At 69.9% G+C, this 22,145-nt stretch carries 16 protein-coding genes and 1 pseudogene; 1 reads left to right on the top strand and 16 read right to left on the bottom strand.

The window, feature by feature from the left end:
• Positions 1–2 precede the first annotated feature (2 nt).
• A complete protein-coding gene (locus QQM39_RS33975) occupies positions 3–1,289 on the bottom strand; it encodes a TraR/DksA family transcriptional regulator (RefSeq protein ID WP_302001385.1) in 1,287 nt (428 codons plus the stop codon).
• 595 nt (positions 1,290–1,884) lie between these two features.
• On the opposite strand from QQM39_RS33975, the gene ileS reads away from it, so the two are divergent.
• Positions 1,885–5,055, top strand: a complete 3,171-nt coding sequence (gene ileS / locus QQM39_RS33970; protein ID WP_302001384.1) for an isoleucine--tRNA ligase — start codon at positions 1,885–1,887, stop codon at positions 5,053–5,055.
• A 213-nt stretch (positions 5,056–5,268) separates the two neighbouring features.
• On the opposite strand, the gene QQM39_RS33965 is transcribed toward ileS, so the two are convergent.
• From QQM39_RS33965 to QQM39_RS33895, 15 genes and pseudogenes are all read right to left on the bottom strand, one after another.
• Positions 5,269–6,405, bottom strand: coding sequence for a DivIVA domain-containing protein (locus QQM39_RS33965; RefSeq protein WP_302001383.1), 1,137 nt, complete (start codon positions 6,403–6,405; stop codon positions 5,269–5,271).
• 55 nt (positions 6,406–6,460) lie between these two features.
• Positions 6,461–6,748: a YggT family protein gene (locus QQM39_RS33960; RefSeq protein WP_033312669.1), complete on the bottom strand. Its 288-nt coding sequence runs from the start codon at positions 6,746–6,748 to the stop codon at positions 6,461–6,463.
• Positions 6,749–6,814: 66 nt separating this feature from the next.
• Positions 6,815–7,456, bottom strand: a complete 642-nt coding sequence (locus tag QQM39_RS33955; RefSeq protein ID WP_302001382.1) for a cell division protein SepF — start codon at positions 7,454–7,456, stop codon at positions 6,815–6,817.
• Between the two features lie 128 nt (positions 7,457–7,584).
• Entirely contained in the window at positions 7,585–8,304 is a 720-nt protein-coding gene (locus QQM39_RS33950) for a YggS family pyridoxal phosphate-dependent enzyme (protein ID WP_302003825.1), read from the bottom strand.
• 6 nt (positions 8,305–8,310) lie between these two features.
• Positions 8,311–9,039 (bottom strand): peptidoglycan editing factor PgeF, encoded by a 729-nt coding sequence (pgeF, locus tag QQM39_RS33945; RefSeq protein WP_302001381.1) that lies wholly within the window; start codon positions 9,037–9,039, stop codon positions 8,311–8,313.
• A 10-nt stretch (positions 9,040–9,049) separates the two neighbouring features.
• Entirely contained in the window at positions 9,050–10,267 is a 1,218-nt protein-coding gene (gene ftsZ / locus QQM39_RS33940) for a cell division protein FtsZ (protein ID WP_302001380.1), read from the bottom strand.
• 291 nt (positions 10,268–10,558) lie between these two features.
• The gene (locus tag QQM39_RS33935; RefSeq protein ID WP_302001379.1) at positions 10,559–11,356 is read right to left on the bottom strand and encodes a cell division protein FtsQ/DivIB; all 798 of its coding nucleotides are present in this window, start codon (positions 11,354–11,356) and stop codon (positions 10,559–10,561) included.
• A gap of 25 nt (positions 11,357–11,381) precedes the next feature.
• The gene (gene murG, locus QQM39_RS33930) at positions 11,382–12,473 is read right to left on the bottom strand and encodes an undecaprenyldiphospho-muramoylpentapeptide beta-N-acetylglucosaminyltransferase (RefSeq protein ID WP_302001378.1); all 1,092 of its coding nucleotides are present in this window, start codon (positions 12,471–12,473) and stop codon (positions 11,382–11,384) included.
• Between the two features lie 6 nt (positions 12,474–12,479).
• A pseudogene (ftsW, locus tag QQM39_RS33925) lies at positions 12,480–13,840 on the bottom strand (putative lipid II flippase FtsW).
• A gap of 103 nt (positions 13,841–13,943) precedes the next feature.
• Positions 13,944–15,419: a UDP-N-acetylmuramoyl-L-alanine--D-glutamate ligase gene (gene murD / locus QQM39_RS33920; RefSeq protein ID WP_302001377.1), complete on the bottom strand. Its 1,476-nt coding sequence runs from the start codon at positions 15,417–15,419 to the stop codon at positions 13,944–13,946.
• Complete coding sequence (mraY, locus tag QQM39_RS33915; protein ID WP_302003824.1) at positions 15,401–16,471, bottom strand: phospho-N-acetylmuramoyl-pentapeptide-transferase; 1,071 nt, start codon at positions 16,469–16,471, stop codon at positions 15,401–15,403. The genes murD and mraY overlap by 19 nt, the downstream gene beginning before the upstream one ends.
• Complete coding sequence (gene murF / locus QQM39_RS33910; protein ID WP_302001376.1) at positions 16,471–17,886, bottom strand: UDP-N-acetylmuramoyl-tripeptide--D-alanyl-D-alanine ligase; 1,416 nt, start codon at positions 17,884–17,886, stop codon at positions 16,471–16,473. The genes mraY and murF overlap by 1 nt, the downstream gene beginning before the upstream one ends.
• A 4-nt stretch (positions 17,887–17,890) precedes the next feature.
• Complete coding sequence (locus QQM39_RS33905) at positions 17,891–19,417, bottom strand: UDP-N-acetylmuramoyl-L-alanyl-D-glutamate--2,6-diaminopimelate ligase (RefSeq protein ID WP_302001375.1); 1,527 nt, start codon at positions 19,415–19,417, stop codon at positions 17,891–17,893.
• 172 nt (positions 19,418–19,589) lie between these two features.
• Positions 19,590–21,545: a penicillin-binding protein 2 gene (locus QQM39_RS33900; protein ID WP_302001374.1), complete on the bottom strand. Its 1,956-nt coding sequence runs from the start codon at positions 21,543–21,545 to the stop codon at positions 19,590–19,592.
• On the bottom strand, positions 21,542–22,135 hold the full coding sequence (locus QQM39_RS33895) for a septum formation initiator family protein (protein ID WP_302001373.1): 594 nt from the start codon (positions 22,133–22,135) through the stop codon (positions 21,542–21,544). Before QQM39_RS33895 ends, QQM39_RS33900 begins: the two co-directional genes overlap by 4 nt.
• Between the last annotated feature and the right edge of the window lie 10 nt (positions 22,136–22,145).

The raw sequence follows: 22,145 nt of genomic DNA, 5'->3' as shown, positions 1-22,145 counted from the left end.
GGTCAGTACCGCCGCTCTTGCTTCTGCTTGCACTCCACGCACAGGGTCGCGCGAGGGAAGGCCTGCATGCGTGCCTTGCCGATCGGGTTGCCGCAGTTCTCGCACAGGCCGTAGGTGCCCGCGTCGAGCCGCTCCAGGGCCCGCTCGGTCTGTGTGAGCATCTCGCGCGCGTTGGCGGCGAGCGCCAGCTCGTGCTCGCGCGTGATGTTCTTGGCGCCGGTGTCCGCCTGGTCGTCGCCGGCCCCGTCCCCGGAGTCCCGCATCAGGCCGACCAGGGACTGCTCGGACGACGCGAGCTCGTCGCGCAGCCGCATCACCTCGGCCATCAGCTCGGCTCGTGCCTCCTCGACCTCCTCCGGGGTCCAGGGGTCCTCGCCGGGGCGCACCGCGAGCTCGCCGGGCTCCACCGCCGCGGCGATGCGTGCCTTGGGAAGGGCGGTCTTCGCCGCCGTGGCCGTGCCAGGAGTCTTCTTCGCAACCACCGTCGTGGCTCCCGTCTGCTCCGCGCCCGCCTTCTTGGCCCTGCTCTCGGCGACCGCACTCTTCCCGGCCGCCCGCTCCGCGACCGCCTTCTTCCTGGCCGCGGCCCTCTTGGACGTGGTGCTCGTCCTGGACGTGCTCCTTTTGGAGCTACGCGCCTCGGAGGCGCCCTGCACCACAGCACCGCGCCCCTGCCCACCCCCACCGACGCCCTTCTCCCCGGCCGCCTTCTCGCCGGCCATTTCCTTCCCAGCTGCTTCCTTCCCGACGGCCACCTTCACGACCACCTTCTTGGCGGCACCTTCCTTGGCCACGGCCTTCTTGGCGGCGCTTCCCTTGGCCGCTTTCTTCGCCGCCTTCGTGGCCGCGCTTCCCTTCGGTGTCGCCTTCTTCCCGACCGCCGTCCTTGCGACCGCTCTCTCTACGGTCGCCTCTCCGGCCGCCGCCCCCTTGGCTCCCTTGCCCCCGGGCCCGACCTTCTTGGACACCGCCTTCTTGGACACCGCCTTCTTGGACACCGCCTTCTTGGACACGGCCTTCTTGGCGCCCGCTTTCGAGCCCGCCCTCTTCCCGGCCGTCTCCTCCGCCCCGCCCCCGACAGACCCCCGAACGGTCTTCACCGGCTTCCCGCCCCGCACACCCGCGGAAGCACCTCCCTGCGCCCCCGTGGAACTCCCCCGCGCACTCTTCTTCCCGCCCACATCCTTGGCCGCACCGCCGGAGGCACCGGCACCCGTACCGCCGGAGGCGCTCGCATGGGTGGACCTGCCCGACGCCGACTGCTGTACGGCGGTCTTCTTCGCCACCATGCCGCGGCCCCTTCACATATTGTGATCTCGCTCGCGAATCGTGCTGGGACGATAAATCGACTTGAGTCCCGCGGCAACGGGGCACACCGCCCGATTCGCCCGCCTCACGCATGCCGCTCGGCAGACCTGCATGCGTTGTGCCCAGCTCCCCGCCGGGTATGCAATCGAGCCGGACGTCCCAGAATCCGAACACGCGTACCGATCCATTCGGGTCACCCCGGCCGGTACGGCACCGCCTCCCCCGGGTGCCGTAAATCCGGTCGGCCGCTGTCCCCGCGGCGCCGTACACTGGGCGGAGCGAAAAAGCGTGGATGGGGACGAGTAGCGGCGTACGCGGCCCAGAGCGACCCGGGGACGGTGGAAGCCCGGGGGCGAGCGCGACGTGAAGATCACCCCGGAGCCGCCGGAAGAAAGCCTCCTCAAGGCGAGTAGACCCGGCATCGCGACCCCAATGAGGGGGTTCACCGACGCACACCCCGCGTCGGCGGGCCAAGGAGGGTGGTACCGCGGGAGCGCGCCGAAACCGGCGTACGGAAAGACACGGCTCTCGTCCCTCCGGACGGAAGGCAGCAAGTCCGCCGGAGGAAGCTCGCTGATGACAACGCCGACGTACCGCCAGGTACCCGCCCAGGTCGACCTGCCCGCGCTCGAGCACGCCGTGCTCGACTTCTGGCGCGAGCAGAAGATCTTCGCCAAGAGCCTGGAGCAGTCCGAGGGCCGCCCCGAGTGGGTGTTCTACGAGGGCCCGCCCACCGCCAACGGCATGCCCGGCGCCCATCACATCGAGGCCCGCGTCTTCAAGGACGTCTTCCCCCGCTTCCGCACCATGCGCGGCTACCACGTCGCCCGCAAGGCCGGCTGGGACTGCCACGGGCTGCCGGTGGAGCTGACGGTCGAGAAGGAGCTCGGCTTCAGCGGCAAGCAGGACATCGAGGCGTACGGCATCGCCGCCTTCAACTCCAAGTGCCGTGAGTCCGTGCTCCGCCACACCGACGCCTTCGAAGAGCTCACGAACCGCATGGGCTACTGGGTCGACCTGAACGACGCCTACGTCACGATGGAGCCCGAGTACATCGAGTCCGTCTGGTGGTCGCTCAAGGAGATCTTCGACAAGGGCCTGCTGGTCCAGGACCACCGCGTAGCGCCCTGGTGCCCCCGCTGCGGCACCGGCCTGTCCGACCACGAGCTGGCGCAGGGCTACGAGACGGTCGTCGACCCCTCGGTGTACGTCCGTTTCCCCCTCACCTCCGGTCCGCTCGCCGGCGAAGCCGCGCTCCTGGTGTGGACGACGACGCCCTGGACCCTCGTCTCCAACACGGCCGTGGCCGCGCACCCCGAGGTCACCTACGTCGTCGCGACGAACGGCGAGGAGAAGCTCGTCGTCGCCGAACCGCTCGTCGCCAAGGCCCTCGGTGAGGGCTGGGAGACGACCGGCCAGACCTTCACGGGCGCCGAGATGGAGCGCTGGACGTATCAACGTCCGTTCGAGCTGGTCGAGTTCCCGAGCGTCAGCGAGGGAACCAGTGGGCACAGCCCGGCGCAGGCGCATTTCGTCGTCAACGCCGAGTACGTCACGACCGAGGACGGTACGGGTCTGGTCCACCAGTCCCCCGCCTTCGGTGAGGACGACCTGAAGGTCTGCCGCGCGTACGACCTGCCGGTCGTGAACCCCGTCCGCCCGGACGGCACCTTCGCCGAGGACGTCCCCCTGGTCGGCGGCGTCTTCTTCAAGAAGGCGGACGAAAAGCTCACCGAGGACCTCCAGCAGCGCGGTCTGCTCTTCCGGCACATCCCGTACGAGCACAGCTACCCGCACTGCTGGCGCTGCCACACCGCGCTCCTCTACTACGCGCAGCCGTCCTGGTACATCCGCACCACCGCCATCAAGGACCGCCTCCTCCAGGAGAACGAGAAGACCAACTGGTTCCCGGAGACGGTGAAGCACGGCCGCTTCGGCGACTGGCTGCAGAACAACATCGACTGGGCACTGTCCCGCAACCGCTACTGGGGCACCCCGCTGCCGATCTGGCGCTGCGAGGACGACCACCTCACCTGCGTCGGCTCGCGCGCTCAGCTCACCGAGCTGACCGGCACCGACCAGTCGAGCCTTGACCCGCACCGCCCGTACATCGACGACGTCACCTTCGCGTGCCCCCAGTGCGAGAAGACGGCCACGCGCGTGCCGGAGGTCATCGACGCCTGGTACGACTCGGGCTCGATGCCGTTCGCGCAGTGGGGCTACCCGCACAAGAACAAGGAGCTCTTCGAGAGCCGCTACCCGGCGCAGTTCATCAGCGAGGCCATCGACCAGACCCGCGGCTGGTTCTACACGCTGATGGCGGTCGGCACCCTGGTCTTCGACAAGTCGTCGTACGAGAACGTCGTCTGCCTCGGCCACATCCTCGCCGAGGACGGCCGCAAGATGTCCAAGCACCTGGGCAACACCCTGGAGCCGATCCCGCTGATGGACCGGCACGGCGCGGACGCGGTGCGCTGGTTCATGGCAGCCGGCGGCTCCCCGTGGGCGGCACGCCGCGTGGGCCACGGCACGATCCAGGAGGTGGTGCGGAAGACCCTCCTCACCTACTGGAACACGGTCGCCTTCCAGGCCCTGTACGCCCGCACGTCGAACTGGGCGCCGTCCGCGGCCGACCCGGCCCCGGCCGACCGCCCGGTCCTGGACCGCTGGCTGCTGTCCGAGCTGCACGCGCTGACCGACCAGGTGACCCAGTCCCTGGAGGCGTACGACACCCAGCGCGCCGGCAAGCTGCTCTCGGCGTTCGTCGACGACCTGTCGAACTGGTACGTCCGCCGCTCCCGCCGCCGCTTCTGGCAGGGCGACAAGGCGGCGCTGCGCACCCTGCACGAGGTCGTCGAGACGGTCACCAAGCTGATGGCCCCGCTGACCCCGTTCATCACCGAGCGGGTCTGGCAGGACCTGGTGGTGCCGGTCACCCCGGACGCGCCGGAGTCGGTCCACCTGGCGTCCTGGCCGGAGGCGGACCTGTCGGCGATCGACCCGGAGCTGTCGAAGCAGATGGTCCTGGTCCGCCGGCTGGTCGAGCTGGGCCGCGCCACGCGCGCGGAGTCGGGCGTGAAGACCCGCCAGCCGCTGCGGCGCGCGCTGGTCGCCGCGACCGGCTTCGAGGCGCTCAACCCCGAGCTCCACACGCAGATCACGGAAGAGCTGAACGTCGAGTCGCTGGCGTCGCTGTCCGAGGTGGGCGGCAGCCTGGTGGACACCACCGCCAAGGCCAACTTCCGCGCCCTGGGCAAGCGTTTCGGCAAGCGCGTCCAGGACGTGGCGAAGGCCGTCGCAAACGCCGACGCGGCCGCGCTCTCCCTCGCCCTGCGCGAGGGCACGGCCTCGGTGGAGGTCGACGGCGAGACGATCACGCTCGCCCCCGACGAGGTGATCATCACGGAGACCCCGCGCGAGGGCTGGTCGGTGGCGTCCGACTCGGGCGCGACGGTCGCCCTGGACCTGGAGATCACGGAGGAGCTGCGCCGCGCGGGCCTGGCCCGTGACGCGATCCGCCTGATCCAGGAGGCCCGCAAGAACAGCGGCCTGGACGTGGCCGACCGGATCGCCCTGCGCTGGACGGCGACGGACGCGGCGACGATCGCGGCGCTGGGCGAGCACGCCGAGCTCATCGCCGACGAGGTCCTGGCGACGGACTTCGCGCAGGGCGACGCGGACGACACCTACGGCTCCCCGTTCACGGACGAGGGCCTGACCCTGACGTTCCGCCTGCGCAAGGCGTAGCCGAGGGCACAGCTGAACAACCGAAGGCCCGGGCCCGCCAAGAAGATCTTGGTCGGCCCGGGCCTTCGGCGTTGTGTACGTCGGACACCGCACCCCACCCCCGAACAAACGCCGCAAACTCTATGAACACGCGTAGCAAAAGGGCGGGGCCCCGGATCGAAATCCGGGGCCCCGCCCTGAACGCTACCGACGCCTACGGCGTACTACCAACCGTCAGTTGTCGTCCTCGTCGATGAGGAACCCGCGCATCGGAGACGGAGCCTGGCCCATCGGGGACGGGCCCTGCGGCCGGACCGGTGCCATGGGCTGGGTCATCGCCGGGGACATCTGCTGCTGACCGCCGTAGGACGGAGCAGCCGGAGACGGGGCGCCGCCCATCGTCTGGTTGCCGCCGTACGACGGGGCACTCGCGCCGGCCGGTGCCATGGAGGGCGCCGGGGACGGCGGGAGGGACGCCGTGGCCGGGGTGCGCGGCGGGGCGAGCGAGTCGTCCGACTGGGTCTCCAGCTGGCGCAGCTGGGACTCGAGGTAGGACTTCAGCCGCGTGCGGTACTCGCGCTCGAAGCCGCGCAGGTCCTCGACCTTGCGCTCCAGCGTGGCGCGGGCGGACTCCAGGGAGCCCATCGCGACGCGGTGCTTCTCCTGCGCGTCCCGCTCCAGGGCGTCCGCCTTGGCACGGGCGTCACGCTCAAGACCCTCGGCACGCGAACGCGCCTCGCCGACGATCTTGTTGGCCTCGGAACGAGCCTCGGCGATCGCCTGGTCGGCGGTCTGCTGGGCCAGCGAGAGGACACGGGCGGCGCTGTCGCCACCGGGACCACCCTGACCCGGGCCGCCCATGGGGCCGGGGCCACCCATCGGACCGCCCATGGGGCCACCCATCTGCTGCTGCATCGGGGGCTGGCCCATCGGCCCCGGACCCTGGCCCATCGGACCGGGACCCTGCGGGCCACCCTGACCGCCGGGACCGGCGGGCAGCTGCGGAGCACCGCTGGGCAGCTGGGGCGGGCCTCCCATGGGGCCGCCCATCTGCTGCTGCGGCGGGCCCGATATGCCGGCGGGCACGGGAGCACCGGGACCGCGCATACCCTGCTGAGGCATGCCGCCCTGCTGCTGGTCCTGCGGACCGCCGGGACCCTCCGGGGGCTTGCGCATGTTCTGCTGGTTCTGAGCAGCAGCACGCGTGGCCGCGGCCAGTTTGGCCCGCAGGTCCTCGTTCTCGCGGAGCAGTCGCGTCAGTTCGGCTTCGACCTCATCGAGGAAGGCATCGACCTCGTCCTCGTCATAGCCTTCTCGGAGGCGGACGGTCGTGAACTGCTTGTTCCGCACGTCCTCGGGGGTCAACGGCATCTCTTCACCTCAACGTTGTCGTCGGCAGTCGGCAAGACCGTATCTGTCACATCGCTCACATCGCGTTCCGCACGAGCGTGATCAGGATGTAGACGATGATCATCAGTACGAAGAAGGACAGGTCGAGCGCCACGCCCCCGAGACGCAGCGGCGGGATGACCCGCCGCAGAAGCTTGAGCGGTGGATCAGTGACAGTGTAGGTGGCCTCCAGAACGACCACCATCGCCTTGCCGGGTTGCCACGAGCGGGCGAACTGGAAGACGTAGTCCATGACCAACCGGAAGATGAGCACGATGAGGAAGACCATCAGCGCGATGTAGAGAACCTGCAAGACCACGCTCATGACTGGTGCTTCCCTCTCCCCTGTTCCCTGTTCCCTGATTCGTGCGGGTGTTTCCGGTGGTGCGTCTCAGCTCTGGTTGAAGAACCCGCCCTCTGCGATACGGGCCTTGTCCTCCGCCGTGACATCGACGTTAGCAGGCGACAACAGGAACACCTTCTGCGTCACCCGCTCGATGCTGCCGTGAAGACCAAACACCAAACCGGCCGCAAAGTCGACAAGTCGCTTGGCGTCTGTGTCATCCATCTCAGTCAGATTCATGATCACCGGGGTGCCTTCACGGAAGTGTTCCCCGATAGTACGGGCCTCGTTGTAGGTCCGCGGGTGAAGCGTGGTGATCCGGTAAGGCTCTCGTTCCGACACGACCTTGGGCATGATCACCGGTGCGTTCTTCTCCAGGCTTGCGCGTTCTTGTGTGATGGATGCCACGGGCGCGATGCGCGCCGGACGGCTGGATTCCGCGGATAGCGAAGTCGATCTGGCCACGGGTTCACGCGGCGCGGGCGGCTGCACGATTCGCACCTCTTCGTCCCTTTGGGACTGATGTGCGCTGTGCGACTGGTGGGACGGCTCGTGCCGTCGGTGGTCCCGCTCGGGCTCCGGGTCCAGTTCGGGCTCGAAGTCGTCGTCGGGGTCGAACCCCCGGCCGTCGTACCCATCGTCCTCCACGAGGCCGAGGTAGACCGCCATCTTGCGCATCGCGCCGGCCATGCTCTGAGTCCTCCGCTCTGTGGTGGATCGGCTGACGACTGCCAAGTGCCCGCGATCCACGCGGTCGTTACGCCACCTTTCGGCGACATTGACCATATTTTCTGCTGTGGTCCGACTTCCTGGCGACGTTACCCGAGCCTGGGGCGGACTCCGAGTACCGCAGTGCCGACGCGCACATGTGTCGCACCGGCCGCCACGGCCTCCTCGAGGTCCGCACTCATTCCCGCCGACACCATGTTCGCAGTCGGATGGGCTCGGCGCAGGGTGGTCGACAAATCCATCAACCGCTCGAACGCCGCCTGTTGGCGACCGGCGTACTCCCCGGTGAGCGGGGCGACGGTCATGAGCCCGTCGAGCCGCAACCCCGGAGCCTTCGCGACGAGGTCGGCCAACTCTTCGATCCCGCCCGGCGCCACACCACCCCTCTCCCCCCTTGCGCGCTCTCCCGCATCCAGCGCGACCTGGATGAGGCAGCCCACTTCGCGCTCCTGCCGTACGGCCTCCTTCGACAGGGCCGTCACCAGCTTGGAACGATCGACGGACTGCACGAGATCCGCGTAACCGACCACAGATCGCACCTTGTTGGTCTGCAACTGGCCGACAAAATGCCACGCAAGGGGCAGATCCGAGCATTCGGCGGCCTTCGGTGCCGCGTCCTGATCGCGGTTCTCGGCGACGTGGCGCACGCCGAGTTCCGACAGGATCCGCACATCGCCCGCCGGGTACGTCTTGGTGACCACGATCAGGGTCACCTCCTCGCGGCCGCGCCCGGCGGCCGCGCAGGCGGCGGCGATCCGGTCCTCCACTTTCGCCAGGTTCGCGGCGAGTTCGTCCTTACGGTCCGTCATGTCCATTCAGTCCAGCCACACATAACCCGCGAGCCGACCGGTGGTGCGGTCGCGGCGGTACGAGAAGTGGTCGCTCGACTCCCGCGTGCACACCGGCGAGTGCTCCCGGTCACCCACGCCGCGCCGTGCGAGCTGCGCGTGCACCCCGGCGGCCACATCGACCGCCGGCGTGCCCCAACTCGTCTCGGCGTGCGCCGCCGGCTCCACGGCGGCAACCTCCGCGCGCATCCCCTCCGGCACCTCGTAGCACCGGCCGCAGACGGCCGGGCCGGTGCGGGCGACGATCCGGGCGGGGTCGGCGCCCAGTTCCGTCATCGCGCGTAGCGCGGCCGGGACGACCCCGGCGACCATGCCGGGCCGTCCCGCATGAGCCGCGGCGACGATCCCGGCGACCGGGTCGGCCAACAGGACCGGCACACAGTCGGCCGTGAGGACGGCGAGGGCGAGACCCCGCCGCGCCGTGACGATCGCGTCGACGCGGGGCACCGGACGATCGGGCCATGGTCCGTCGACCACCGCGACGTCCGTCCCGTGCACCTGGTTCATCCAGACGACCTCGCCCGGGTCGAGCCCGAGCGGCTTGGCGGCGAGCTCGCGATTGGTCCGTACGGCGTCGCCGTCGTCGCCGACCGCGTCGCCGAGATTGAGCTCCTCATACGGAGCGGCGCTCACCCCGCCCCACCGGTCGGTGAAGGCGAAGTGCGCGCCGCTCACGATGTCGCGCTGTGCTATCACGTCAGAAGGATCACTTAAGGAAGTCCGGGACGTCCAGCTCTTCCGCCGCGCTGTCGGCGTAGGTCCGCGACGGCGGGACCGGCGGGGCGACCGGGATGTCGGCCACCGGGTCCGGCGCGGCGGGCTCGGGCTCCTCCTTCGGCGTGACGCTGCCGAGCGAGCCGAAGGACGAGCGGCTCTCGGGCTGCCGTACCGGAGTGGGCTCCTCGCGGCGGGGCGAGGATGCCGTCGAGGACGAGGACGAGGTCGAACCGAGGACGGTGTCCCGCCGGGCCGGCGGCTGGCCCCCGTCGAAGCCGGCCGCGATCACGGTGACCCGGACCTCGTCGCCGAGGGCGTCGTCGATGACCGCGCCGAAGATGATGTTGGCCTCGGGGTGGGCGGCCTCGCTGACCAGCTGGGCCGCTTCGTTGATCTCGAACAGGCCGAGGTCCGAGCCGCCGGAGATGGAGAGCAGCACGCCCCGGGCGCCGTCGATGGACGCCTCCAGGAGCGGCGAGGAGATCGCCATCTCGGCCGCGGCAACCGCGCGGTCGTCGCCGCGAGCCGAGCCGATGCCCATGAGGGCCGAACCGGCCTCGGACATCACGGACTTGACGTCGGCGAAGTCGAGGTTGATCAGACCCGGCGTGGTGATGAGGTCGGTGATGCCCTGGACACCGGAGAGCAGGACCTGGTCGGCCGACTTGAAGGCGTCGAGCACGGAGACCTGGCGGTCCGAGATGGACAGCAGCCGGTCGTTCGGGATGACGATGAGGGTGTCGACCTCTTCGCGGAGTTCGGCGATGCCGTCCTCGGCCTGGTTGGCACGGCGCCGTCCCTCGAAGGTGAACGGGCGCGTGACCACGCCGATGGTGAGGGCGCCCAGGGAGCGGGCGATGTTGGCCACGACGGGCGCGCCGCCGGTGCCGGTGCCGCCGCCTTCACCGGCCGTCACGAAGACCATGTCGGCCCCCTTGAGGACCTCTTCGATCTCCTCGCGGTGGTCCTCGGCGGCCTTGCGGCCGACGGCCGGGTTGGCTCCGGCGCCGAGTCCGCGGGTGAGTTCACGGCCGACGTCGAGCTTGACGTCGGCGTCGCTCATCAACAGAGCTTGCGCGTCGGTGTTGATGGCGATGAACTCGACGCCCTTGAGACCGACCTCGATCATCCGGTTGATGGCATTGACACCACCGCCGCCGACACCGATGACTTTGATGACTGCGAGGTAGTTCTGCGGTGCTGCCACGTCGAAGGCCTCTCGCCTCGAGTTACGGGTCGTCGGATCACGGGGAAGCGCTGTAGCTCCGCGAAACCCGGCGACTGATGCCGAATGGGACGGTCCGTAGCGCCGACCCGAACCCTAACCCTGAAGTTTAGGGTTACCAGTGTGTCTGTTCCTTGAAGTCTTCTGAACAGGACACTAAGTCGACAAGTGGCGCACGTTCAACGAACACGCCGAACCTCCCGTTTTTCTTTTCACCCTATGTGATCAGCCATGTCGCTGCCCAACCAGGGTGCTGGCCTGCGCAGATGTGCGTCAACTCCCGGATGACGCAGGGGCGGTGGGAACGCTGACGTCGAAGTACCGCGCATCCGGCGAGGCTTTCATGAGAGCAGTGAGTGTGCGAGCCTTCGCCGCACCCTTCTCGCCACTCCCCCATGCGACGATCCGGCCGTCGCCCAACTCCAGTGAGATGTCGTCATAGGAACGGACCTTGACGACCTGGGTGACACGCGCGACGGCGGCCGGAATGGCACCGGCGACCCGCACCGCCTCCCGCACCAGACGGTCCTTGCCGAAGCGGCGCAGGCTCGCGGCGGCGGAGCTCGACCGGGACACCGTCAATTCCAGCGCGGGAACGCCTTTCGGAGCCTCAGAAACCATGGCGAATCGGACACCTTCATCGTCCACTTCGACGAACTTTCCGCCCCTTTGGACAATCAGAACCGGAGTACGCTCCACCACTTTCAGGCCGATTCCGTGCGGCCAGGAGCGGACTACGTCAACCTCGTCAATTCGGGGCAATTTCCGGCGCAGTCGTGCCTCAATCGCATCGGTCTCGATGGAAATCAGCGGCGCCCCGAGGGGAACGTCGGCCGCCTCGCGGACCTGTGCGGGCGTCAGGACCCGGGTCCCGGCGACGGATACACGCTCGACGCGCAGCCACTTGGACCCGTACAGCAGCCAGACGGAGCCCGCGCCGAGGAGCGCGAGCAGCACGGCAAGAATGATGATCATACGAAGGCGCGACAGCCTCAACCGCCGCCGGGCGAGGGGCGGGTCGGACGACTCCTGCTGGCGTTCACCGCGCTCGGCGGTCGTCGGTCCGGCCACGCTCCCTGCCCTCCGTCATACGTTCCTAGCGGCGATGCGAGGCGATCGCCTCGTACACCATGCCGACGAGCAGGTCGTCGGCGTCCCGGCGGCCGAACTCGCTTGCGGCGCGGGACATCTCGTACAGCCGGTGCGGGTCGGCGAGCACGGGCAGGACGTTCTGCTGCACCCACTCGGGGGTGAGTTCCGCGTCGTCGACCAGCAGTCCGCCGCCGGCCTTGACCACCGGCTGGGCGTTCAGCCGCTGTTCGCCGTTGCCGATGGGCAGCGGGACGTAGGCGGCCGGGAGCCCGACGGCGGAGAGTTCGGCGACGGTCATCGCGCCCGCGCGGCAGAGCATCATGTCGGCCGCGGCGTACGCGAGGTCCATCCGGTCCAGGTAACTTACCGGGATGTAGGGCGGCATTCCCGGCATCTGGTGCACTTGCGGCAGTTCGTTCTTCGGGCCGACCGCGTGCAGGATCTGGATGCCTGCCTGCTGGAGCCAGGGCGCGACCTGCTGGACGACCTCGTTCAGGCGGCGGGCGCCCTGCGAGCCGCCGGAGACCAGCAGCGTGGGCAGGTTCGGGTCGAGCCCGAACGCGGCGCGGGCCTCGGGGCGCATCGCGGCCCGGTCGAGGGTGGCGATGGTCCGGCGCAGCGGGATGCCGATGTAGCGCGAGTTGCGGAGCTTGCTGTCCGGGGTGGACACGGCCACCTGGGCGGCGTACCGCGAACCGATCTTGTTGGCGAGGCCCGGGCGGGCGTTGGCCTCGTGGATGACGATCGGCACACCGAGGCGCTTGGCGGCGAGGTAGCCGGGCAGGGCGACATAGCCGCCGAAACCGACGACGCAGTCCGCTTTCGTGCGCTCCAGGATCTGCTCGGTCGCCTTGATCGTGCCGCGCAGCCGGCCCGGCACGGTGATCAGCTCGGGCGTCGGCTTGCGCGGCAGCGGGACGGCGGGGATCAGCGCGAGCTCATAGCCCCGCTGCGGAACGAGCGTGGTCTCCAGGCCGCGCTCCGTGCCCAGGGCCGTGATCCCCACGGTCGGGTCCTGCCTGCGCAGGGCGTCCGCGAGGGCGAGCGCGGGCTCGATGTGGCCGGCGGTCCCCCCACCGGCGAGTACGACATGCACCGAAATTCACCGCTCTCCGGACGAACGCGCCACCGAGGCACGCCGTCGCATCGTGTTCCATCTCCGAGGCTCCCGGCCGCGGCCGGCGCCTCCCGCACGCTTTCTACCAAAGCGGGGTTGCCGCGCAGAAAGCGCTGCCCGCGCAGCGGGCTCGTCGCGTGCGAAGGCGATCAGCAGCCCGATGGCGAACATGGTCGGCAGCAAGGCGGATCCCCCGTAGGAGAACAGCGGGAGGGGGACGCCGGCGATCGGCAGCAAGCCGAGCACCGCACCGATGTTGATCACGGCTTGCGCCGTGATCCAGGTGGTCACGCCTCCCGCGGCATACCTCACGAAGGGGTCCTCCGTGCGTCCGGCCACGCGGATACCCGCATAGCCTAGAGCCGCGAAGAGGGCGAGCACCGACACCGTCCCCGCCAAGCCCAGTTCCTCACCGGTGACGGCGAAGATGAAGTCCGTGTGGGCTTCGGGGAGTTGCCCCCATTTCTCCACGCTCGCACCCAGTCCGGAGCCGAAGATTCCGCCGGAGGCGAGCGCGTAGATGCCGTGCACCGCCTGCCAGCAGTCGACGAGGCCGCTGCGCGGCTCGGTGGCACCGAGACACTGCAGGCGCGCCATGCGGTTCTCGCTGCTCTTGATCAGGAGCACACCGATCGCGCCGGCGACCGACAGCACCCCCACGAACAGCCGGGTCGGCGCCCCCGCCAGCCACAGCAGGCCGAACAGGATCGCCGACAGGATGATCGCCGTACCCATGTCGCCGCCGAGCATGATCAGCCCGAGCAGCATGAAGGCGACCGGCACGAGGGGCACCAGCATGTGCTTCCACTGGGTCAGCAGCTTCTTGTCCTGCTTGCGCGCGATCAGGTCGGCGCCCCACAGCACCAGGGCGAGCTTGCCGAACTCGCTGGGCTGGATCTGGAAGGAGCCGCCGAGGGCGATCCAGTTCTGGTTGCCGTTGACCGCGACTCCTATCCCGGGGACCTGCACGAGTGCCATCAGGAAGACGGCACCGGCGAGGATCGGGTAGGCGAGCGCCCGGTGCAGCTTCACGGGCATCCGGGAGGCGGCGAGCAGCAGCCCTGCGCCGATCGCCGCGGCCAGCAGCTGCTTGCGGAAGAAGTACGACCCGGGCAGCGACATCTGCAGCGCGGTGATCTGGGAGGCCGAGTAGACCATCACCAGACCGAGGACGGTGATCAGCAGGCTGCCGCCGAGAATCAGGTAGTAGGCGGTCAGCGGCCGGTCCCATGCCCGGTGCAGGCGCGTGTAGAGCCGTCGTACGGGGTTGTCGCGCGGCGGGCCGGAAGCGACGGGGCGCCGCACGGCCCGCTGGACGGGGGGCGTCCCGTACGGCTACCGGGCATCGGCGCTCACCACCCCGCCGTGGGCGTGCGTACCGTCCAGCCACATCCGAGTCACGCGTCCCTCCAAGGGTCCCGTAGCACCCGCAGTGGCCGAGACCCGGCGTCAGGCGCCCGCGCCGAGTTCGCGAACCGCCTCCGCGAACACGTCACCGCGCTGGTTGTAGTTGGCGAACATGTCCATCGAGGCACAGGCCGGGGCAAGGAGCACCGTGTCGCCGGGCTGTGCGAGCCGCTTCGCCTCCTGGACTGCCGCGAGCATCGCCCCAGTGTCGGTCCGGTCGAGGTCGACGACGGGTACTTCCGGCGCGTGTCGCGCGAGGGCTTCACGGATGAGGGCGCGATCGGCGCCGATGAGCACGGCCGCGCGAAGTCGCTTTGCCGACTTGGCGACCAGCTCGTCGAAGACGGCACCCTTGGCGAGCCCGCCCGCGATCCACACGATGGACTCGTAGGCAGCCAACGAGGCCTCGGCCGCGTGGGTGTTGGTGGCCTTGGAGTCGTCGACATACGCGACCCCGTCCACGTCCGCCACATGCGCGATGCGGTGGGCGTCCGGGGTGAAGGCCCGCAGGCCGTCCCGTACGGCCTTGGGGGGCACCCCGTAGGCCCGGGCGAGGGCCGCTGCCGCGAGGGCGTTGGCGATGTTGTGCGGGGCCGGCGGGTTGACGTCGGCGACCTCGGCGAGCTCCTGGGCGTTCTTCTGCCGGTTCTCGACGAAGGCGCGGTCGACGAGGATGCCCTCCACCACGCCGAGTTGGGACGGGCCGGGGGTGCCCAGCGTGAAGCCGATGGCCCGGCAGCCCTCCTCGACGTCGGCCTCGCGCACCAGGTCCTCGGTGGCCTTGTCGGCGACGTTGTAGACGCAGGCGACGCGATTGCCCTCGTAGATACGGCCCTTGTCCTTGGCGTACGCCTCCATGGAGCCGTGCCAGTCGAGGTGGTCGGGGGCGAGGTTCAGCACGGCCGCCGAGTGGGCCCGCAGCGAGGGCGCCCAGTGGAGCTGGTAGCTGGACAACTCCACGGCCAGGACGTCGTACTGCTCCTCGCCGAGCACCGCGTCGAGGAGCGAGATGCCGATGTTGCCGACGGCGGCGGTGCGCAGGCCGGCCGCCTTGAGGATCGAGGCCAGCATCTGGACGGTCGTGGTCTTGCCGTTGGTGCCGGTGACGGCGAGCCAGGGCGCGGCGTCGGGGCCACGGAGCCGCCAGGCCAGCTCCACGTCGCCCCAGACCGGAACGCCTGCTTCATGAGCCGCCGAGAACAGCGGCTTGTCCGGCTTCCAGCCGGGCGCGGTGACGATGAGTTCGGTGCCTTCGGGCAGGGTCGCCCCGTCGCCGAGGCGGACGGTGATGCCCGCCCGTCGCCCGCCACCAGCCCTGACCGAGGCGCTACGCGCCGCCTCCGCCCAAGCCTCCAGCTCGGCGGCCTGGGCACGCGCGCGTGCGTCGTCGCCGTCGTTGACGACGGTGACCTTGGCGCCGAGGCCGTGCAGCACCTTGGCCGCCGGGATCCCGGAGACGCCGAGCCCGGCGACGGTGACGTTCTTCCCCTGCCAGTCGGTCACTTGTCCGCTGCCCATCCCGCGTAGAAGAGACCCAGTCCGACGATCACACAGATGCCCTGGATGATCCAGAAGCGGACCACCACAAGGACCTCGGACCAGCCCTTGAGTTCGAAGTGGTGCTGGAGTGGCGCCATGCGGAAGACGCGCTTGCCGGTGAGGCGGAAGGAGCCGACCTGGATGACCACCGACATGGTGATCAGCACGAACAGGCCGCCGAGGATGGCGAGCAGCAACTCGGTGCGGGAGCAGATCGCGAGACCGGCGAGCACACCGCCGAGCGCGAGCGAGCCGGTGTCACCCATGAAGATCTTGGCCGGCGACGTGTTCCACCACAGGAAGCCGAGGCAGGCGCCCATCAGGGCGGCGGAGACGACAGCGAGGTCGAGTGGATCTCGTACCTCGTAACAGGCACCGGGGTTGGTCAGGGTCTGCGCGTTGGCGCAGGACTCCTGGAACTGCCAGACGCCGATGAACGTGTAGGCGCCGAAGACGAGCACGGAGGCGCCGGTGGCCAGACCGTCCAGACCGTCGGTCAGGTTCACGCCGTTCGACATCGCGAGGATCATGAACAGCGCCCAGACGACGAACAGCACCGGGCCGATCGTCCAGCCGAAGTCGGTGATGAACGACAGCTTCGTGGACGCCGGGGTGTTGCCGCGGGCGTCCTCGAACTGCAGCGAGAGCACCGCGAAGGCGATACCGCCGAGCAGCTGGCCGGCCATCTTGGCCTTGGCCCGCAGGCCCAGCGAACGCCGCTTGACGATCTTGATGTAGTCGTCCAGGAAGCCGACCAGGCCCATGCCGACCATCAGACCCAGCACGAGCAGACCCGAGTAGGTCGGGGTGTAGCCGGTGATGAGCTTGGACAGGAAGTAGGCGGCAACCGTCGCGAAGATGAAGGCGATACCGCCCATCGTCGGCGTACCGCGCTTACTGGCGTGCTCGCGCGGGCCGTCGTCGCGGATGTACTGGCCGTAGCCCTTGCGCGCGAGGAGCTTGATCAGCAGGGGGGTGCCGATCAGGGTCAGGAAGAGACCAATGACTCCTGCGAACAGGATCTGCTTCATCATCGGGCGGCAACCTCACCCTCGGCACCGGTCCCGAGCAGCGCCTCGGCGACGCTCTCCAACCCCACCGAACGGGACGCCTTCACGAGCACGACGTCCCCCGGGCGCAACTCGCTGCGCAACAGGTCGACCGCCGCCTGTGCGTCGGACACGTGCACCGACTCCTCACCCCACGAACCCTCGTTATATGCGCCCAGTTGCAGCCAGGACGCTTCCCTGCCCCCGACCGCGACGAGCTTGCCGACATTGAGCCGGACGGCGAGCCGCCCGACCGCGTCGTGCTCGGCGAGCGCCTCGTCCCCGAGCTCGGCCATCTTGCCGAGCACCGCCCAGGTCCGCCGCCCCTTGCCCATGGCTGCCAGCGCCCGGAGGGCGGCCCGCATGGACTCGGGGTTCGCGTTGTAGGCGTCGTTGACGACCGTCACGCCGTCCGGGCGCTCGGTGACCTCCATCCGCCAGCGGGAGAGGGAGCCCGCCTCGGAGAGCGCGGTGGCGATCTCTTCCGCGGACATGCCCAGCTCATGGGCGACGGCGGCCGCGGCGAGCGCGTTCGACACGTGGTGCTCACCGTACAGGCGCATGGTCACATCGCTTGCACCGGAGGGTGTGTGAAGAGTGAAAGCAGGCTGTCCGCTGTCCGTGAGTCTCACGTTCTCGGCGCGTACGTCCGCTTCGCCTGACTCTCCGAAAAGGACCACCTTCGCCTTCGTACGCGACGCCATGGCCCGTACAAGGGGATCGTCGGCGTTGAGGATCGCGGCGCCGCCGTCTTCCGCCGACGGCAGGCCCTCGACGAGCTCGCCCTTGGCCTGCGCGATCTGCTCGCGACCGCCGAACTCGCCGATGTGGGCGGTGCCGACGTTGAGCACGAGGCCGATCTTCGGGGGCGTCAGATCGGTGAGGTAGCGGATGTGGCCGATGCCACGGGCGCCCATCTCCAGGACGAGGAACCTGGTCTCCTCGGTGGCGCTCAGGGCGGTCAGCGGCAGCCCGATCTCGTTGTTGAGCGAGCCCGGCGTCCACACGGTGGGCGCCTTGCGCTGGAGCACCTGGGCGATCAGGTCCTTTGTGCTGGTCTTGCCCGCCGAGCCGGTCAGGGCCACGAGGGTCGCGCCGAGCCGTCGTACGACATGGCGGGCGAGGGCGCCGAGGGCCTTCTGGACGTCCGCCACGACGATCGCGGGAACGCCGACGGGGCGCGACGCCAGTACGGCGACCGCGCCCGCTTCGACGACCCGCTCGGCGAAGTCGTGGCCGTCCACGCGCTCACCGACGAAGGCGGCGAAGAGGGTGCCGGGCTCCACTTCACGGGAGTCCCGGACGACCGGTCCGGTGACGTGGACGGACGGATCCGGTATGTCGTACGTCTGCCCGCCGACGACTTCAGCGATCTCGGCGAGAGAGAGGGCGATCACAAGTTCATCCCTGGGTCTTCTGGATAGCTTCGCGAAGCACTAGGCGGTCGTCGAAGGGACGGACCACTCCGGCGATGTCCTGGCCCTGCTCATGGCCCTTGCCGGCGACCAGCACGGTGTCGCCGGGCCGGGCGCGGGCGACGGCCGCGGCGATCGCGGCGGCCCGGTCCTCGAAGACCTGGACCTCGCCGCGCTCGTGTGCCGGCACGGACGCCGCGCCCTGGAGCATGGTCGCGAGGATCGCGAGGGGGTCCTCGGAGCGGGGGTTGTCGGAGGTCAGTACGGCGGTGTCGGCGAGCCGGGCCGCGGCGGCGCCCATCGGCCCGCGCTTGGTCACATCGCGGTCCCCGCCGCAGCCGAGCACGACGTGCAGCCGGCCCTCGGTGACCTTGCGGAGCGCCTTGAGCACCGATTCGACGGCGTCGGTCTTGTGGGCGTAGTCCACGACCGCGAGATACGGCTGTCCGGCGTCCACCCGCTCGAGGCGGCCCGGCACGCCCGGCACCGCGGCGATGCCGTCGGCGGCGGCCTGGGCGTCGAGACCGGCGGCGGCCAGGGCGGTGATGGCGGCGAGGGTGTTCGCCACGTTGAAGGGGCCCGCGATCGGCGACCTGGCGGCGATCCGCTCGCCCTTGGGGCCGATCACGGTGAACGTCGAGTCCATGGGGCCGACTTCGACGTCCTCGGCCCGCCAGTCGGCGTCCGGGTGGCCCTCGGCGGAGAAGGTGACGACCGGGACGGTGGCTTCCTTGGCCAGCCTGCGGCCGTACTCGTCGTCGAGGTTGACGACGCCGAGTTTGCTGCGTTTCGGGGTGAACAGCTGCGCCTTGGCCCGGAAGTAGTCCTCCATGTCGGAGTGGAACTCCATGTGTTCCGGGCTGAGGTTGGTGAAGACCGCGATGTCGAAGACGCAGCCGTCGACGCGGCCGAGGATCAGCGCGTGGCTGGAGACCTCCATGGCGACCGCCTCGACGCCGCGTTCGCGCATGACGGCGAACAGGGCCTGCAGGTCGGTGGCTTCGGGGGTGGTGCGCTCGGACTTGATGCGCTCGTCGCCGATGCGCATCTCGACCGTACCGATCAGGCCGGTGGCCCGGGCGGCCTTGAGGGCACCCTCGACGAGGTAGGCGGTGGTGGTCTTGCCGGAGGTGCCGGTGATGCCGATCTGCAGCAGGTCCCGGCCGGGGTGGCCGTAGATCGTGGCCGCCAGCTCGCCCATCAGCCCGCGTGGGTCCTTGACGACCAGGACCGGCAGGCCGGTCGCCGCGGCACGCTCGGCGCCGGTCGGGTCGGTCAGCACGGCGGCCGCGCCGAGGCCGGCGGCCTGCGTGACGAAGTCGGCGCCGTGCAGGCGGGCGCCCGGGAGGGCGGCGTACAGGTCGCCGGGGCGGACGGCGCGCGAGTCATGGGTGATGCCCGTGACCTCGACGGCGTCCGCGCGGTCCGGCGCGGTGGCACCCAGCTGATCGGCGAGTTCCGCGAGGGGTGTGGCGGAGACCTGCGCCGGCCTGGGCGGCCCCGGATACGTCACGGGATGCCCCTTCTGGGTCGTTTGGGACTGATCAGCGTGTGGCACGGCGGTGAGCGTACCGGGCGCACCGGCCTCGGAGCGAAGTGAGGGGCGGGGCGCGCTCTGGTTCCCGGAGTCGGGGGTGATCGTTGTCACGAGGTGGTTCCTGGCTGCTCGGTGCTGATCAGGGTGGTCAGGGCTTGTAGGAGACCGGGAGCTTCGCGGGCTTGGCCCCGGTCGGCGGGACCTGGAGGGTCTTCAGGGCGAACTCCATCACCTTCTTGTAGATGGGGCCGCAGATCTGGCCGCCGAAGTAGTTGCCCGCGGTGGCGTTCTGGATGGCGCAGTAGACCGTGATGCGGGGCTTGTCCGCGGGTGCGAAACCGGCGAACGACGACGTGTAGCCGCGGTACTTGCCGGTGGCCGGATCCACGCGGTTCGCCGTACCCGTCTTGCCCGCGACGCGGTAGCCGGGGATGCGCGCCTTGGTGCCGGTGCCCTCCCTGTCGTCCACGACCGACTCCAGCATCTGGGCGAGGGTCTTCGCCGTCTTGGCGCTGATGACCCTGGTCTTCTTGGGTGCCGGGACGTCGGTGAACTGCCCGTCGGGTCCCTTGGTGCCGCGTACGAGCGTGGGTTCGACGCGGACTCCGCCGTTGGCGATCGTCGAGTAGATCGAGGCCGCCTGCATCGCGTTGAGCGACAAGCCCTGGCCGAAAGGAATCGTGTACTGCTGCGAGGTCGACCACTTGTCCGGGGCCGCGAGGATGCCGCGGGTCTCGCCGGGGAAGCCGAGCCCGGTGTAACTGCCGAGGCCGAACTTGCGCAGGTAGCTGTAGAGCACCTTGTTGGCCTGCGCCTGGGTCCTGCCCAGCTGGCCGGTGGCCAGGATGGTGCCGATGTTGCTGGACTTGGCGAGGACGCCGTTGAGCGTCAGGAACCAGGTCGCGTGGTCGATGTCGTCCTTGAAGAGCCGGTCGCCGCGGTGCAGCCGGTTGGGTACGACGACGTGCGTACCGGGCGTGGCCACGCCCTCCTCCAGTACGGCGGCCATCGACATGACCTTCGCGGTGGAGCCGGGCTCGTAGGCGTCCTGGACGGCCGCGTTGCCCATGTTCTCGCCGCTGGCCGCGGAGAGGTCGTTCGGGTCGAAGCCGGGCGAGTTGGCCATGGCGAGGATCTCGCCGGTGCGGGTGTCCTGGACGATCACATAGCCGCGGTCCGCCCTGGACTCCTCCACCTGCTCGCTGATCGCGTTCTGCGCGGCCCACTGGATGTCGCGGTCGATGGTGAGCTCGACATCGCTGCCGGGCACGGCGGGCGTCTCGGTGGAGCCCGCGGTGGGCACCTGGCGGCCGCCCGACTGGGCGTAGCGGATCTCGCCGTCCTTGCCGGACAGCTGCTTGTTCAGCTGCTGCTCGATACCGCCGCCGCCCTTGCCGTCGGCGTTGACCCAGCCCAGTATCCCGGCGGCGAGATCGCCGTTCGGGTACACGCGCTTGCTGCTGGCGACCGAGAGGACGCCCGCGAGGACGTTGACCGTGCTCTTGTCGTTCCCGGCCTTGGTGGCCAGCGCGGACTTCAGGTCCTTGATCTGCTTCCAGACCTGCGGGGTCTGGCGGCTCGCCAGCAGGGTGTAGCGCAGGTTCTTGTTGGCGGGCCGGAGCTTCTTGATGATCTTTTCCGGCTCCTGGCCGAGAATCGGCGCGAGGAGCGCGGCCGCCTGCTCGGGGCCGTCGTCGATCTTCAGCTGTTCGCGGCTGAAGAGCGTGGGGTCGGCCGTGATGTCGTACGCGTCGACGCTGGTCGCCAGCGCCACTCCGTTGCGGTCGGTGATGCCGCCGCGCACGGCGGCCAGGGTGTAGCCGACGTACCGGTTCTTCTCGGCCTTGGCGGCGTAGGTGCTCGCGTCGACGGCCTGCACCTGGAGCAGCCGTACGACGAAGGCGATCAGGACGAGGGTCAGGGCCAGGCTGACCATGCGCAGCCGGGGGCGGGGGCTGCCGAGCCGGATCTTGGCGGGGGGCATGGGGCGCGACCGTGCCGGTCGGGCCGCGGGGCCCGGGCGCCGCTGGGCGCCGGAGCGGGCGGGCTTCGCGGGTCCGGGCACGCGGCGGCGCGGCGGTTCCCTGTCTGGCACTTCCGTCACCTGCCGGGGGTCGGATACGTGGAGGACTGGGCGGACTGGACGAACTGCTCGGGGGCTGCGTACCGGGGCACTGCCGTGGCTTCGGGGGCCGTGTACGGAGGCACGTCGGAGGTGTCCTCGGGGGCCGCAGTGGTGGGTGCCGGGCTGGGGGCCGGGGGCTCCGTCGGCTCGCTGACGAGGGCCTCGGGGGCGAGGACGAGGGGGACGTAGTCGGAGGTCCGGTCGGCGGGCGCGGGGCTGGGGAAGCCCTTGACCGTGCCGTCGGGGCCGAGGAAGGCGGGGTCGCCGCCGGGGACCATGCCGAGTTCCCGGGCGCGGCGCTGGAGGGCGTCGGGGGCGGAGTAGGCGTCGATGTCCCGCTGCAGGGACTGCTCCTCGTCGGTGAGGGACTTCGTGTCCCTCTTCAGGTCGTCGAGTTCGAACGCGCCTTCGCTGAGGGCGGAGTTCAGCACGAGGAGCCCGATGAGGCCGCCGCCGAGGAGGACGACGACGAGGAGGACGAAGGGGGCACGGGCGGCCTGCCCTCCCCCGGTGGGGAAGAGCCGCGCGAGCCGGGCCGCCCGCCCCCTCAGTTCGGGTTTCCTACTCACTCGTCCTCCC

This window comes from Streptomyces sp. DT2A-34 (genome assembly GCF_030499515.1).
GTDB lineage: Bacteria > Actinomycetota > Actinomycetes > Streptomycetales > Streptomycetaceae > Streptomyces.
The sequence above is the reverse complement of the archived record's forward strand: the minus strand, read 5'-3'. Positions and strand labels throughout refer to the sequence as shown.

What these genes read in the sequence shown, in the direction of transcription:
- mraY (WP_302003824.1), bottom strand. Translation starts at nt 16,471, where the DNA reads ATGAAGCAGATCCTGTTCGCAGGAGTCATTGGTCTCTTCCTGACCCTG.
- QQM39_RS33960 (WP_033312669.1), bottom strand. Translation starts at nt 6,748, where the DNA reads ATGAGCGTGGTCTTGCAGGTTCTCTACATCGCGCTGATGGTCTTCCTC.
- murD (WP_302001377.1), bottom strand. Translation starts at nt 15,419, where the DNA reads ATGGGCAGCGGACAAGTGACCGACTGGCAGGGGAAGAACGTCACCGTC.
- QQM39_RS33965 (WP_302001383.1), bottom strand. Translation starts at nt 6,405, where the DNA reads ATGCCGTTGACCCCCGAGGACGTGCGGAACAAGCAGTTCACGACCGTC.
- QQM39_RS33975 (WP_302001385.1), bottom strand. Translation starts at nt 1,289, where the DNA reads ATGGTGGCGAAGAAGACCGCCGTACAGCAGTCGGCGTCGGGCAGGTCC.
- ileS (WP_302001384.1), top strand. Translation starts at nt 1,885, where the DNA reads ATGACAACGCCGACGTACCGCCAGGTACCCGCCCAGGTCGACCTGCCC.
- QQM39_RS33955 (WP_302001382.1), bottom strand. Translation starts at nt 7,456, where the DNA reads ATGGCCGGCGCGATGCGCAAGATGGCGGTCTACCTCGGCCTCGTGGAG.
- QQM39_RS33950 (WP_302003825.1), bottom strand. Translation starts at nt 8,304, where the DNA reads ATGACGGACCGTAAGGACGAACTCGCCGCGAACCTGGCGAAAGTGGAG.